General features: G+C 42.5%; 13 protein-coding genes and 1 tRNA gene. 8 read left to right on the top strand and 6 right to left on the bottom strand.

Features of this window, described 5'->3' with window-relative positions:
• Positions 1 to 8: 8 nt before the first annotated feature.
• From mreC to ACNPNW_RS13475, 5 genes are all read left to right on the top strand, one after another.
• Positions 9 to 866, top strand: a complete 858-nt coding sequence (gene mreC, locus ACNPNW_RS13495) for a rod shape-determining protein MreC (protein ID WP_004279362.1) — start codon at positions 9 to 11, stop codon at positions 864 to 866.
• A complete protein-coding gene (mreD, locus tag ACNPNW_RS13490) occupies positions 853 to 1,344 on the top strand; it encodes a rod shape-determining protein MreD (RefSeq protein ID WP_004279364.1) in 492 nt (163 codons plus the stop codon). The genes mreC and mreD overlap by 14 nt, the downstream gene beginning before the upstream one ends.
• Positions 1,332 to 1,898, top strand: coding sequence for a Maf-like protein (locus ACNPNW_RS13485; protein WP_085064472.1), 567 nt, complete (start codon positions 1,332 to 1,334; stop codon positions 1,896 to 1,898). Before mreD ends, ACNPNW_RS13485 begins: the two co-directional genes overlap by 13 nt.
• Before the next feature lie 38 nt (positions 1,899 to 1,936).
• Positions 1,937 to 3,391, top strand: a complete 1,455-nt coding sequence (rng, locus tag ACNPNW_RS13480) for a ribonuclease G (protein WP_420938051.1) — start codon at positions 1,937 to 1,939, stop codon at positions 3,389 to 3,391.
• 132 nt (positions 3,392 to 3,523) lie between these two features.
• A complete protein-coding gene (locus ACNPNW_RS13475) occupies positions 3,524 to 3,697 on the top strand; it encodes a PA1571 family protein (protein ID WP_004646222.1) in 174 nt (57 codons plus the stop codon).
• 207 nt (positions 3,698 to 3,904) lie between these two features.
• Here ACNPNW_RS13475 and ACNPNW_RS13470 read toward each other — a convergent pair whose 3' ends face one another.
• The gene (locus tag ACNPNW_RS13470; protein ID WP_420938052.1) at positions 3,905 to 5,287 is read right to left on the bottom strand and encodes a WS/DGAT/MGAT family O-acyltransferase; all 1,383 of its coding nucleotides are present in this window, start codon (positions 5,285 to 5,287) and stop codon (positions 3,905 to 3,907) included.
• Positions 5,288 to 5,749: 462 nt separating this feature from the next.
• Complete coding sequence (locus tag ACNPNW_RS13465; RefSeq protein WP_420938053.1) at positions 5,750 to 6,484, bottom strand: phosphoadenylyl-sulfate reductase; 735 nt, start codon at positions 6,482 to 6,484, stop codon at positions 5,750 to 5,752.
• 204 nt (positions 6,485 to 6,688) lie between these two features.
• Here ACNPNW_RS13465 and thrH point away from each other — a divergent pair, with 204 nt between their 5' ends.
• Entirely contained in the window at positions 6,689 to 7,306 is a 618-nt protein-coding gene (gene thrH, locus ACNPNW_RS13460) for a bifunctional phosphoserine phosphatase/homoserine phosphotransferase ThrH (protein ID WP_216936877.1), read from the top strand.
• A 60-nt stretch (positions 7,307 to 7,366) separates the two neighbouring features.
• Here the strand turns inward: thrH and ACNPNW_RS13455 are convergent, their stop codons facing one another.
• The 4 genes from ACNPNW_RS13455 to ACNPNW_RS13440 all read right to left on the bottom strand — a co-directional run bounded on the left by ACNPNW_RS13455 (position 7,367) and on the right by ACNPNW_RS13440 (position 12,016).
• Positions 7,367 to 8,518, bottom strand: a complete 1,152-nt coding sequence (locus tag ACNPNW_RS13455) for an OmpP1/FadL family transporter (RefSeq protein ID WP_213686981.1) — start codon at positions 8,516 to 8,518, stop codon at positions 7,367 to 7,369.
• Between the two features lie 312 nt (positions 8,519 to 8,830).
• Entirely contained in the window at positions 8,831 to 10,159 is a 1,329-nt protein-coding gene (locus ACNPNW_RS13450; protein ID WP_213686982.1) for an OmpP1/FadL family transporter, read from the bottom strand.
• A 340-nt stretch (positions 10,160 to 10,499) separates the two neighbouring features.
• Positions 10,500 to 10,572, bottom strand: a tRNA-Arg gene (locus tag ACNPNW_RS13445).
• An 88-nt stretch (positions 10,573 to 10,660) separates the two neighbouring features.
• A complete protein-coding gene (locus ACNPNW_RS13440) occupies positions 10,661 to 12,016 on the bottom strand; it encodes an amino acid permease (protein WP_005247009.1) in 1,356 nt (451 codons plus the stop codon).
• Positions 12,017 to 12,348: 332 nt separating this feature from the next.
• On the opposite strand from ACNPNW_RS13440, the gene prpF reads away from it, so the two are divergent.
• Entirely contained in the window at positions 12,349 to 13,539 is a 1,191-nt protein-coding gene (gene prpF, locus ACNPNW_RS13435) for a 2-methylaconitate cis-trans isomerase PrpF (protein ID WP_396469845.1), read from the top strand.
• A 225-nt stretch (positions 13,540 to 13,764) separates the two neighbouring features.
• Positions 13,765 to 14,670: a polyprenyl synthetase family protein gene (locus ACNPNW_RS13430; RefSeq protein ID WP_247143972.1), complete on the top strand. Its 906-nt coding sequence runs from the start codon at positions 13,765 to 13,767 to the stop codon at positions 14,668 to 14,670.
• Positions 14,671 to 14,886 lie beyond the last annotated feature (216 nt).

Here is a 14,886-nt window from a genome sequence, read left to right as displayed (position 1 = left end):
TCCGGCGGGTGCAAGCACATCTGTTTTCTCGACAACCGCCATCTTTTCGCTCTTTTATCATTGCATTGGTAACATGCCTGGTGGTGCTTTTCTTTGATTGGCGCATGCCGCATGTTGTTCAACCTGCAAGGGATGTCCTGTACGCTGCTTATAATCCTATTTATGCGGTGGCCAGCTATCCGGTATTGTCGCGAGAGTGGTTGAATCAACAAACCAAGTCTGAAGCTCAATTGCGTCGGGAAAATACCGCGATGCAGGCCGAGCTGTTACAGGCACAGGTACGCTTACAAAAAATCTCTGAACTTTCTGCTGAAAATACCCGTTTGCGCGGTCTATTGGACACGCCGCTGATCATTGATGGACGTATTGAAATTGCCGAAGTGATTGGCACCGATGCCGATCCATTACGGCATATTATCGTGATCAACCGGGGTTCGAATAACGAGCTGAAAGTGGGGCAAACGGTACTGGATGACAAGGGCATCATGGGGCAGATTATCAATGTCTATCCGCATAGTAGCCGGGTCATGTTGTTGTCTGATAAAGAACATTCACTGTCAGTGCGTCTGGAACATACAGGTATGCGTGCCATTGTCTCGGGTACAGGTGATCTGGGACGTTTAAAAATGGAATATGTACCGACCAGCGCCAATATCAAGGTCGGTGAAAAAGTCTATAGTTCGGGCTTGGGCCAACATTTTCCGGCAGGTTATCTGGTAGGGCAGGTGTCTAAAGTACAACGGCATAATTCCGGAGAATTTGCCCAGATTGATGTGACGCCTGCGGCTCAACTCGCCGGTGGACATCATGTGGTGGTATTATTTTCTGATTCATTAGCGATGGAGCAACCGCATGTCAATCGCTAAGATGAAATCCAGAAAGCATCGTGATCCTTTAATGGCCATTGTCATTTCGGTGATTGTGGCTTCCATTTTAATGGTCTATCCACTTTCCTATAATCTCTCGGGCTGGCGTCCGCTGTTTATGCTGATGATCATGCTCTTCTGGGTGTTGTGTCAGCCGACCTGGTGCGGGATCTGGTTTGCCTTTGGTACCGGTATTTTTATTGATCTGCTGCTGGATGCACCTTTGGGTCTGAATGCGCTGAGCTTTATCATTATTGCCTTTTTAGCCCGCTTTCTAACCCGTGAGCGCCGTATCCTGACCTTTAATAATCTCTGGGTGATTATGGGGCTGGCGATTGTCGCGCATCTGCTAATGATCTTTTTTTCCCAGATTGTGGCTGGCGTGCAATTTTCTTATGCAAGGCACTGGATTCCGATGCTGACCAGTATTTTGGTTTGGCCTGCTATTTATTATGTGCTCAAAAAATGGCGCGTATAATTCTTGCTTCGAGCTCACCCCGGCGCCGCGAGTTGTTACAGCAACTCGGGCTGAGCTTCGATATTTACAGCCCAGAAATTGACGAATCGGTACAAGCAGGCGAGTCGGTCGCAGCCTATGTTGAACGTCTGGCACGAGCCAAAGCAGATGCCGTGGCTGAGTATTATCCAGATGCCATCATCATTGCTGCGGATACCAGTCTGGGGGTGGATCAGGAGATTCTGGGTAAGCCTGAATCCAAACAACATGCGATTGAAATGTGGACAAAAATCTCCGGTCGGTGGCATGATGTCTATAGCGGTGTCTGTGTTCGTACAAAGCATGAAAAATACAGTATAGTGGTACGCACACAGGTCGAATTTCAAATCCTGAGCGCTGCAGATATGGAAAGTTACTGGGCGACAGGTGAGCCACTGGGTAAAGCCGGAGCTTATGCGATTCAAGGAATTGCAGCACGTTATATTCCAAAAATACAGGGCAGTTATTCCAATGTGGTTGGCTTGCCTTTATATGAGACAGTACAGTTATTGCAGACGGTTAAGGCACTAAATTAACTGCTGAAAAGAATTCTTATAATGTTTTGAGTGTAATTATGTCTGACGAGTTGTTGATTAACGTCACGCCGATGGAATGTCGGGTCGCGTTAATTGAAAACGGCACGGTCAATGAACTGTTTGTCGAGCGTACGGCCAAGCGTGGCCTGGTAGGGAATGTCTATAAAGGAAAAGTGGTGCGGGTCTTACCTGGCATGCAGGCTGCTTTCGTGGATATCGGCCTCTCTCGCACTGCGTTTTTGCATATCAATGATATGGTCTGGCCTCGCAATCAGCCAACCCCAAATGTCTTTGAGCTACTTCAACCGGGACAAGTCCTCACGGTTCAGGTGATGAAAGATATGCTCGGTACTAAAGGCGCACGCCTGTCTACCGATCTGTCGATTCCTTCGCGTTATTTGGTGCTGATGCCATATGGCAATCATATCGGGGTATCGCAACGGATTGAATCCGAGGAAGAGCGGAATCGCTTGCGATCACTTATTGAGCGTATTCAGGCGGAACATAAGCTGCCAGGTTCGGTGATTGTCCGTACTGCAGCAGAAGGGATTGAAGAAGAAGCCATCGCACAGGATATGGCTTATCTGGCCAAGCTTTGGGAATATATCCAGCGCAAGCAAAAGATTATTGCAGTACCGTCTTTAATCTTTGAAGAATTGCCTTTACCGCAACGGGTGATTCGTGATCTGGCCAATGAAGAAACTGCCAAAATTTACGTTGATTCACGTGAAATTCATGCCAAATTACAGGAATTTGTCGAAGAATTTGTCCCAAACATGAAAGACCGTTTGCTGCATTATCCGGGTGAGCGGCCAATTTTCGACTTGTATAATGTCGAAGAAGATCTGCAGAAGGCATTGCAAACCCGAGTCGCATTGAAGTCTGGCGGTTATCTGATGATTGACCAGACGGAAGCCATGGCCACAATTGATGTCAATACCGGTTCTTATGTCGGTGGCCGTTCGCTGGAGGATACGGTTTTTAAAACCAATATGGAAGCGACCGATGTCATCGCACGTCAGTTACGGCTGCGCAATCTGGGCGGCATTATTATCATTGATTTCATTGATATGCAGGAAGCGCAGCATCGTGAAGAAGTGATGAAACAGTTCGAGCGCATGCTGGAACGTGACCATGCCAAAACCAAGATTACTCAGGTGTCAGAACTGGGCTTGGTGGAAATGACCCGAAAACGTACCCGTGAGTCACTGGAACATCTGCTCTGTGAGTCTTGTCCGACCTGTCAGGGACGTGGTTATGTCAAAACAGCCGAGTCAGTATGTTACGAAATATTCAGGGAAATTCTGCGTTATGCCCGTGCTTATGAATCACAGAGTGGCTTTACTGTCGTGGCGCATCCGGCTGTTATTGATCGTCTATTAACAGCAGAAGCGCCTGCAGTCGCTGATCTAGAACATTTCATTAATCGCGTGATTAAGTTTCAGGTGGAAAATCTGTATACGCAAGAGCAATACGATATCATTCTCAGCTGAAATTGTAACAGAATATCGTTAAACACTTGTTACATCTGAAATTTTACAACAGGGCCTTTATTTACAATACTAGATGCATGAATTAGCCAAAGCCGTTTCTCCCAGTTTCAGGCTTAGCAAAAGGAGTGTGTGATGAGTATGAGTAAAGCAGTAATCCATAAAGGCCTAAAACACGTATTAGAACCAAAGACTGTACATGCAGGATATATCGTTGATGAGCGTGGTAATGAAGTTCAAATTACCGCGAGCATGATCCGTAACGTCTGCCATCAATTATTACAACAGTGCCGTACCATAAAAAGCTGATTGCATTTGTGCATTGTTTCTAACTTATCAAAAATGATTTGGACAGACATTTAAATCGAGAAGTCTTCCAAAAGTTCTAAAATAATTTAAAAAGATTTCCAAAAATAAAGAAAAGGGACCAGATCGGTCCCTTTATTCTGTGCTCAAAGACTGGCAAAAATGATCAATACCTTTGACAATCCATCTCTTTTATTTATTCATCCGCGGCTAGCTTACCGCCCGCAACTTTGGGACAGGTTCGCCATCTACAATAAGTTCAAAACGTTGAATTTCTTCTTCTAGATGCGCCAGCAAGTTCTGCATTTTCGGCAGGGCATTACGACATGCGGTCAAGCCGACTTCCAGTTTATCTAGATAGCTGGTCATGGTGATATTCAAGGCCTGACCATCGAGTACGATAGAAGCCGGATAAAGTGCTTCAAGACGTGCACCATTCCAGTAAAGGGGCTCTTGTGGCCCAGGTACATTGGAAATAATGACGTTAAAGGCCTGACGTTTCGGCATTAAACCGGAGGCAATATTCAGACCTGCTGCACCATAGACAAAGGCACTATAGTTCAAAATCTGGTTTGCATTCATGCGTTTAAAGCGTTCTTTGGCGCTCAGCACACTGCGGCGTACGATCTTGAGACGTTCCAGCGGATCTTCTTTATGTGTGCCCAGATTGGCCAGAATCATGGTAATACGGTTGGATATATCTGAATCGTCACTACGAACCGAAGCTGGAACCATGGCAATTAAGGGTTTTTTCGGTAAGGCATTTTGTGATAATAAATATTCACGTAACGCGCCTGAACAAATGGCCAGGACGATATCATTAATGGTCACGCCCAACGCTTTGGAAATATGACGTAAACGTGAAAATTCGAAAGATTGTGCCGCAAAGCGACGTGAAGCACTGACGCGTTGATTCAGAATACTGCTTGGCGCCTGAAAGCTAGATACATAATCCGGATTGCGTCCCATATCTTTCATGACGGTTTGTGACAGTTCATAAGCAACTCGTGGTGCACATTCCAGCTGTCCTTTAATGGTTTGCAGGACATTTTTAAACTTGTTAACTTTAGGTGCTTTAAGGCGTTTGGCACGTGGGCCTTCCACACACCAAGGCGGTACAATACTCTTGGCATTTGGATCATGTGAAAGCGACTTTTCGACCAGACGCATGCCAGCAATTCCATCCACCATAGCATGGTGAATTTTGAAATACATGGCAAAACGATTACCTTCAATGCCCTCAATGATATGACAGGTCCATAAAGGTTTGGCGCGATCAATCAGGGCACTATGTTCTTGTGAAATATAGGTTAGCAATTCACGGATACGGCCCGGTTTTGGCAGGGCAATATGACGAAAATGATGATCTAAATCAAATTCCTGGTCTTCATCCCAAAACAGGCCGTTTAAATAATTGTTAAAAGGTGGGATTGGAGAGCATTTCGAATTTTGGATATCCGTGACTAGATCCTGAATAAAGGAAGCTGGCGCATTGTCGGGAATTTGGAATAAAAATAGTCCACCTACATGCATAGGCTGCTGCCGTTTCTCTAAAGTTAAGAAAATAAAATCAATTGGATGTAATGGACGCATAGCGTGGATTGCCTCACTGCATTCTCTATGGCTTTTTTGCTAAAAAGCCTTGTTAGAATTATTACTTTAGTTTTTAAAGTATATCTTTTTTAGCATATAAATGAACTGCTTTATCTTGCCTCAACTGTGAAAAAGTGGCTATTGACAAGAACAAAATATATTCTTAAGTTGATGAAATGTGAAAATTTTAGTTTTAAAATAGTTTTCTAAAAATAGTATTTACGAGGCGAAGTGGAGTGTAACTTAATAATTATGTGTTATTAAAAGAATAGCATTGTGTTCAATTTCACATTTTATGCAAATAAATCAATTAGTTAGAATTTTATAAATTCTTTAATTAAAATAATATTATCCCGATAAAAGGTAATTTATATCTTGTCACTAAATGTAAAATTATCAATTAAAAAGACTATCTTTATTAAAAAATAGCCTTTCAATCAATAGGAACGATAAAACTGAACTTTATTTTTTTAGATTGCCAGCATGTAAGCCACATTCTTTATGGGTAGCTTCTTCCCACCACCAGCGACCTTCGCGTTCATGCTGATTTGGCAGCACAGGGCGAGTGCAGGGCTCACAGCCGATAGAAACAAAACCTTTCTCATGTAGGGCATTGTAAGGGACTTCCATCATACGGATATAACTCCAGACATCCGCACTGGACCAGTTGGCAAGAGGATTGTACTTGATCAACTGTTTTCCCGGACCGGAAAAACCTGGATCGGCCTGAACCACTGGAATTTCATTGCGTGTACCCGGACTTTGGTCTTTGCGCTGACCGGTAATCCAGCCGTCCAGCGTCGCCAGTTTTTTACGCAGCGGTTGAACCTTGCGTATGCCGCAACATTCCTGATGGCCATCTTCAAAGAAACTGAATAAACCTTTGGTGGTCACTAAATTTTGTACTGCATCCGTTTCAGGGAAGCAGATTTCAATCTCGATGTTGTAATGCTTACGCACCCGTTCAATAAACTGATAGGTTTCTGCATGTAGACGGCCAGTATCCAGACTGAATACCCGGAACGGTTTACCGAGATGCGACGCTATATCAATCAATATAACATCTTCAGCACCAGAAAATGAAATCGCAATTTCACCTTGCTGGCTCAGTGCAAGTGCCAAAATTTCATTGGGCGATTTATCAGCATATTCAGATGCAAGCGCATCAATACGATCAATAGTAGGAATGATGGTCATGAGAGTCCTGGCGATATAGGCTTGGAAAGGACATGGCCTATATTAATTAATTTCACATCTATTTTAATAGAATTGATTTAATTGACTTATCACTAAAAAATAAATACTTATGAAAAAAATAGATTTAAAAAAGTACAGTACAAAATCTGTTGCTTCAGCTATGATAGTGCAAAATTTTTTCAATACAACTCAGAGGGAATGTTCATGGAAGTCGTATGTCTAGATTTAGAAGGCGTGTTGGTTCCAGAAATCTGGATTAACTTTGCCAAAAAAACCGGTATTAAAGAGCTTGAAGCGACGACTCGTGACATTCCTGACTATGATGTATTGATGACCCAACGTCTGAATATTTTAAAACAGCACGGTTTAGGCTTGAACGATATTCAGGACGTGATTGCAGAAATGGGTCCGTTCCCAGGAGCAAAAGAGTTTGTGAAATGGGTTAGCACGCATTTTCAACTAATTATTCTTTCAGATACTTTCTATGAATTTGCGCATCCACTGATGAAGCAACTGGATTGGCCAACTATTTTCTGTCATAAACTGGAAACAGATGAAGCAGGCATGATCTCAGCCTATAAACTTCGTCAGCCAGATCAAAAACGTCAAGCTGTTAAAGCGCTGCATGGTTTGAATTTCCGTGTGATTGCGGCAGGGGATTCTTATAACGATACGACGATGCTGGGTGAAGCAGATCATGGTTTCCTGTTTGATGCACCTGAAAATGTTATTGCTGAATTCCCGCAATTCCCGCCAATTCGTGGTTATGATGCGTTAAAAGAAGCAATTCGTAATGCTTCAGTGCGTGATATCCCAGCTTAAAAAATTTAAGTAAATAAAAAAGGCACTTTAAGTGCCTTTTTTATTGAATCTATCAAAAAATCAGAAACGGTAACCGATTTTCATACCATATGCGATTGCAGTGTTATCGGTGAACTCTCCTACAACATTAGGGCCTGCTTTAGCATCAGCATCACCTAACCACATATAGCGAACACCTGCTTGAATAAAGTAATTTTCGGCTGGGCTATATTGTCCACCTAAACCTACACCCCAGTAACCTTCGGTTGGTCCTAGTGTTGTTACAGGATTACCTGCACCTGAGTCATAACTTACTAAAGCAGAGCCAGACCATTTATCGCTAAATTTACGGCCAACACCAACATTTGCAGACCATTGATCATCTGAGTAGTCAATCAAATTACTGCCTGAGCGTAATTTTAATAAATTAGGTGTTACTGCAAATTGACTCCAATTTACCCAGCGTACGTTAGCAAAGGCTAAAGTATTTGCTGCAATACCTGTTTGAAGATCTAAATTTACAGATTGAGGTGTTGTAGCTGTAACATCTGGTGAAAGAGGCGATGCAATAGTGCCAAATCCAAAGCTCTCTGTTGAATTTGCCTCATGATCGATTTCTGAACGATAAGTAATAGCTGCTTTTAAAGCAATTTCAGGGATTTGATAAGCGAAACCAGCAAGCCAGCCCCAAGCTTCTTCTTCATCAACTTTAATATCATAGCCCGAATTTCCATAAGCTGCACCTCGTAATGCAATTTTAGCTTCTACAGTTTGCCAAACAGGTCCAGCATAAAAATTCCAGTTTTCAGTCGGTTGATAACCGATTAAAGCTGTAAGGTTATTAGTTTTTACTTCTACCTGAGTGCTTTCTCGTTGAGTACTAAGAGGATTTACTTGTGAAAAACTTACATTATTTGTTGGATAAATTGAATCGGCACCATAAGGTTGATCATAAATCAGACCTAAAGATATTTTATCAGTTGCTTGAACTTTAATAGCAGCAGATGGAAAGTAGTAGTCTTCTGCCATGTCGCTGATAGATTCATTACCTAGTTGAGGAATAGATTTTCCAGATACGCTAGGATCAATCACAGTAACACCTGCTTCAGCATAATTACCCGGCTGTAAAAAAGCAGAAATAGATTGACCAGAACGGTCTAGGCCAGCTGCTTGAACTGCAGAAAGAGGTAAAGTGCTAAGTAAAATAGCAGAATAAATTTTATTGAGCTTCATGGTACGTTCCCTGATGCCATCTGTAACAAAAATGTGCTGGAAAAGTAACATAATTTTAAAAAGAGTAAATACTCAGCTCTGTTGAAGAAATGAACTAAGGCGGTTAAATAAAAGGGTTGCTTAGAGTATTTATACTATATTTTTATATTAACTAAATGATAAATAAGAAAATAAAAATAAAAGATAAATTTTAAAAAATTAATATTTGGAGCAGGATTAATTGCTTGTAAAACAAGCAAATGATATGCAAGTGTATAAAATTAGAGTTAAAAAATAAAAACCACTCGAAAGTGGTTTTTATTTAATCAGAGCTTAGAAGCGATAGCCCATTTTTAAGCCGTAACCTAAAGCATGGTTATCTTCAAATTGTGCTACAGAGTTTCCTGTACCAAACATTGATGCAGGTTGAGCTTTAACATCACCTAACCAGAAGTACTTCACACCACCAGCGATAAAGTAGTTTGCAGCAGGTGAGAATTGCAGACCTAGGCCAACATTCCAGTAACCTTCAGTTGGACCTAAAGTTGAAACAGGGTTGCCTGCACCTGAATCCCAACCTACAGAGACATTACCTGCCCATTTTTCATTAAATTTACGGCCTACACCTACAGTAGCTGACCATTGATCATCTGTATAACCCACTAAGTCAAAACCATTTGGATTATCTGGGGTTAAGCCTGCGGCACCTAAAGCTTCTGAAACTGTACCAAACTGTTCAGGACGAATTGAAAAATCTTCCCAGTTTACCCAGCGCACATTAGCAAAAGCGACTGTGTCAGCCATGATACCAGTTTGGAAATCAAGGTTTACAGATTGTGGAGTTGTAATTTTAGTAGTAGTGTTTTCGTTATATACCGCACCTGGCCCAGGAACTAAACCAGTTAAAACTAAGCTTGTACCATATTCATTCGTTGCTGCTTCATGATCAATTTCAGAACGATACGTTAAAGATGCTTTTAATGCGATTTCAGGAATTTGGTAAGCTAAACCTGCAATCCAGCCTACTGCAGAATCTTCTTTCATATCTGCATTATATTGGCCTAATGCAATAGTAGAACCGTATGCGGTACCACGTAATTGAACATTCCCTTTAATGGTCTGGTATACTGCACCACCATATAGGTTCCAGTTTTCAGTTGGTTGGAAACCTAATAGGAACGTTAAATTTTCGGTTGTAACTTCTACTTCAGTTGCTTCTTGGCCGTTATGGAATAAGCCTTGTCCAGCAAATAATGCAGCTGGAAGACCCAAACCTGCTAATGCTGGGTTTGCTCCAGCATCACCAACTGAATAGGCCGCATCAGCACCAAAAGGTTGATCATATAAAAGACCCACTGATAAATTATCAGCTACTTGAAACTTTAATGCTGCACTTGGGAAGTAATAATCTTCGCCCATGTCTGATAGAGAGGTATTCTCAAGACCAGCTAATGCTGCAGGAATAGCAGGGTTAGGAGTATAGCCTGCATTAGCTTTACCAGATACAGATGGATCTAATACAGAAATACCAGCCTCAAAGTAATTACCTGGTTGTAAAAACGCTGCGATAGATTGACCTGAGCGATCTAAAGCTGCTGCAAATGCACCCGTCATTGGTACAGTTGCGAGAATCATTGCAGTAGTTAATGTTTTTAATTTCATTTACGTCTTTCCTTGAGGTACAAATTTATATCTAGCGTTGTTGTTTGCACTTATTAAATTCTTGGAGATTTCGGGTATTTATCCGCAATCATTTGTTACTCCATGTGACAAAAATAGCACAATTAAAATAAGAGTAAATGCTCTAGAAAAAACTAATTAGTCTAAAAAAGCATCAAAATAGAGTTTTTACACCAAAAAATAGCCTCATTTTGAAATAAGTATTTGAAAGTAAAAGAAATAAAATAATGAAGAAAAAATGATTTTTTGTATAAAAAATATTCTAAAAATATGAAGATTAACGCTAATTTTTTGAAGTATAGATCACATTTTGAAAGGATGATGCGCCCTGCGGGACTCGAACCCACGTCGGTCGCTTAGGAGGCAACTGCTCTATCCAGTTAAGCTAAGGGCGCGAAAAGAAGGCTATTGTACTGTAAAAAATACAAAAAAAAGTTATTGCCGAAGCAATAACTTTTAAGGACTCATAGCTACAGGAGTTGTCTAGGTATTTTTAGGCTTAAGTAACTTAAACAGACCGAACATGACCACAATCCAAAGCGGGATCATCAAAATAGATTCCTGGAATCCTTGCGTCCACATGATGTAAAGAATCGTAAGAATAAAACCAAGAACCAGAATATTGCCCGCCGGAGACCACAGCGCAGGGAAGGAAGTCTTTTGTCCTAGCTTTTTCATGCTCTGAATGAACTTGAGATGGGTCAGGGTAATCATGGCCCAGTTCAATACCAATGCACCGACTACGATGTAAATCAGATGACTTAGGGCATCTTCAGGCACGAAGTAGTTGAGTAGCACACAGCCAAAAATCAGCGCGGCAGAGAACAATACAGCAGGAATTGGCGTACCTTGCTTATTCACTTTCATGAAGACTTTAGGTGCATTTCCTTGTTGAGCCAGACCATAGAGCATACGGCTGTTGGCGTACATACCACTGTTATATACAGACAATGCTGCTGTCAGGATAATAAAGTTCAGTAAGTGTGCTGCCCAGTCAATGCCAAGCTGGCTGAAAATCATCACGAACGGACTTTTGTCCAGACCACCAAGTTCAAGCTGATTCCAAGGCACGAGTGACAACAGAATCGTCAAAGCACCGACATAGAAAATCAGAATACGGAAAACCACCTGATTAATTGCTTTCGGAATGGTTTTTTCCGGATTTTCAGCTTCTGCAGCCGCCATACCGATCAGTTCAATACCACCGAAGGCAAACATCAGGAAGGCCAGCATGTAGAACAGACCTTCAAAACCATTCGGGAAGAAACCGCCCGCGGTCCAAAGATTGCTAAAAGATGCGCCTGAAGAAGCATCAGCAGTCAGGATCAGATACAGGCCAAAGACAATCATCGAGATGACCGCAGTCACTTTAATGATGGAAAGCCAGAATTCTGATTCACCGTAGAATTTCACATTGCCGAGGTTGACCAGTGTAATCACGATAAAGAAAAACAGTACCGATGCCCAGGCTGGAATATGCGGCCACCAGTAGTTGATATATTTCGCAACTGCGGTAAGTTCGGTCATGGCTACCAGGATATACAAAATCCAGTAGTTCCAACCCGCAAGGAAACCGGGAAATTTTCCCCAGTATTTATAAGCAAAATGGCTGAATGAACCTGCGACAGGTTCATGAACAATCATCTCACCCAATTGACGCATGATTAAAAATGCAATCAGGCCCCCAATGGCATAGCCTAAAATAATAGAAGGACCCGCAGATTGGATCACCTGTGCGGAACCTAAGAATAAGCCTGTGCCAATTGCACCGCCCATGGCGATCAACTGAATATGACGGTTCTTTAAGCCACGCTGAAGTTGTGAAGACTCGTTATTCAAAGTGTTCAGCCCGACAATGGAAAATGATAAGTGGCTGATTGTAATTGATCAGACTAAAGAAGCCTAGTCCATCCTAAGAATGAAATATTGTTGGAGGAATAATAAAAAATATTCATATAAATAACTGAAATAAAATATAAATGAATCAATATATTAATTTTATTGAAACTGTTACTGACGAGTTCTCTGTTTTCTTGGATAAAACACAAATGCCGTTTTTTTATACTAAGGTCTGGCAGTCAAGCAGTTCTGCTTTCAACATACTATACTTTGAATATAAATATTGAATAACCTGTACGAAAACAAAGACAAGTCAAAGGATGAAATAATTCATGAGTTTTGCCGCCCAAATCAAGATTCCTGCAACCTATATGCGTGGAGGCACCAGTAAAGGTGTTTTCTTTAAGCTAGATGATCTGCCTGTAGAAGCACAACAGCCTGGCCGGATTCGTGATCAGCTTTTACTACGCGTGATTGGTAGCCCAGATCCATACGGGAAACAGATCGACGGTATGGGTGGTGCCAGTTCCAGTACCAGTAAAACGGTGATCCTGTCAAAAAGCCTGCACGCTGATCATGATGTCGATTATTTATTTGGTCAGGTGTCAATTGACCGTCCTTTTGTAGACTGGAGCGGTAACTGCGGCAATCTGACCGCGGCAGTGGGAGCATTTGCCATTTCCAATGGTCTGGTCGATGCCGAACGTATTCCTGAAAATGGGTTATGCACGGTACGGATCTGGCAGGCCAATATCCAGAAAGCCATTATCGCGCATGTGCCGATGCAAAATGGACAGGTGCAGGAGCTGGGTGATTTCGTACTGGATGGCGTAACCTTTCCTGCAGCGGAAGTGCAGATCGAGTTTCTGGATCCAGCTGATGACGATGCTGAAGGCGGTTCAATGTTTCCAACAGGTAATCTGGTCGATACTTTGGAAGTTCCCAATATTGGCAGTTTCGAAGTGACCATGATTAATGCCGGCATTCCGACGGTATTTTTGAATGCTGGAGATCTCGGTTATAAGGGTACCGAGCTTCAGGATCATATCAATAATGACGTGGCAGCCCTGACAAAATTTGAAACGATTCGTGCCTATGCTGCGAAGCAGATGGGACTGATTCAGGATATTGCAGAAGCCGTAACCCGACAACACACGCCAAAAATTGCCTTTGTTGCACCACCGAGTAGCTATACCTCTTCAAGTGGCAAGACCGTCACTGAATCGGATACCGATATTCTGGTTCGGGCCTTGTCTATGGGTAAACTCCATCATGCCATGATGGGCACGGCTGCGGTGGCTATTGGTACAGCAGCTGCCATTCCCGGAACATTGGTGAACCGGGTCGCAGGTGGGGTAGAGCGTGAAGCGGTGCGTTTCGGTCATCCTTCCGGGACTTTGAGAGTGGGTGCACAAGCAAGTTTTGAAAATGGTGAGTGGAAAGTGACGAAAGCGATTATGAGCCGTAGTGCCCGCGTGTTGATGGAAGGCTGGGTGCGCGTACCAGAAGATGTTCTCGTTTAAATGCCGTGCATACATTTAGCTTGAATAAAACCACCGGTTCTGCGGTGGTTTTTTATGGTTTAAAATCTCTGCCTTGCTTATTTGATGTTGAATAGTAAATTTCAGCAGAACAATACGATTTATGGCTGAAAATTCAAGGCATTTCTAGGTACAATGCCTGAATCAGCGTACAGGCATTTATTCGCTTGTCATTTTATTTTTCTGGACTACGTATTCGAGGCGAATGTGTCATCTATCACTGACGTATCAACCCATGCACTCACACAAGCACAACATCGCATTCAACAGGATTTATTGACCGCTCTGGAAGCCTTTGCTATTCCGGAACCTTTAAGGTCGGCAGTCCATCATGCTGTGATGCTTGGCGGTAAACGAGTACGTCCAGCGCTATGCTATGCCACCGCTGCATTAAAACCCAACCAGAATAGTGCTGCAGTGCGTCGTGCAGCGGTTGCGATCGAGTTTATTCACTGCTATTCACTGGCCCATGATGATCTGCCGTGTATGGACAATGATTTGTTGCGCCGTGGCCAGCCAACCTGTCATGTGGCTTATGGAGAAGATACAGCACTTTTGGCAGGTGATATCCTGCAGTCTATGGCTTTCGAAATCTTGGGTAGCCGTCTGTTTGATCAGGGGCCAGCGGTAGAAGCTTCCATTGTACTGAAGCAGATGCAGATTCTGGCAACCGCTTCTTCGAAAATGGTGAATGGTCAGGTTTTAGATTTGCAGTCTGAAGGCAAGAAAATCGATCAGCAAGCACTGGAAAATATTCATCGCAATAAAACCGGTGCTTTGATTAGTGCCGCGATCATGATGGCGGCGGTGACTATTTTTGAGGGTACCGATCTGGCCATTCCTAAATTACGTGAGTTTGGACAGGCGATTGGTCTGGCCTTTCAGGTACAGGATGATATTTTGGATATTATTTCCGATACCGAAGTGTTGGGGAAAACAGCCGGCAAGGATGAACAGGTAGAAAAATCGACCTATCCGGCATTGATGGGTTTGGAGCAGGCCAAAGCCTATGCCCAGCAATTACATGATCAGGCGATCAATGCCTTGAACCATTTTGAAGGGGCGGAAGAGTTGAGGCAAATTACCCAGTTCCTGCTCACGCGCAAAAGCTGATTGAAAAATTATTTTTCTAAAAAATTTTAAAGGAACCGCATAAAAAAAGAGGACTAAAAGTCCTCTTTTTAGTTGATACAGAATTATTTGCTTTCGTTATACAGGCGTTCAGCTTCTTCAAAGCGGTCGGTAATTTCTGCTGTTGGTGCTTTACCCATCAGGCTCACCACTACAATCGCCAGCATTGAACAGATAAAACCAGGAACGATTTCATAC

The sequence above is a fragment of the Acinetobacter endophylla genome, from assembly GCF_053543775.1.
Note: the sequence above shows the minus strand (reverse complement) of the source record. Positions and strands in the feature narration are given on the sequence as shown.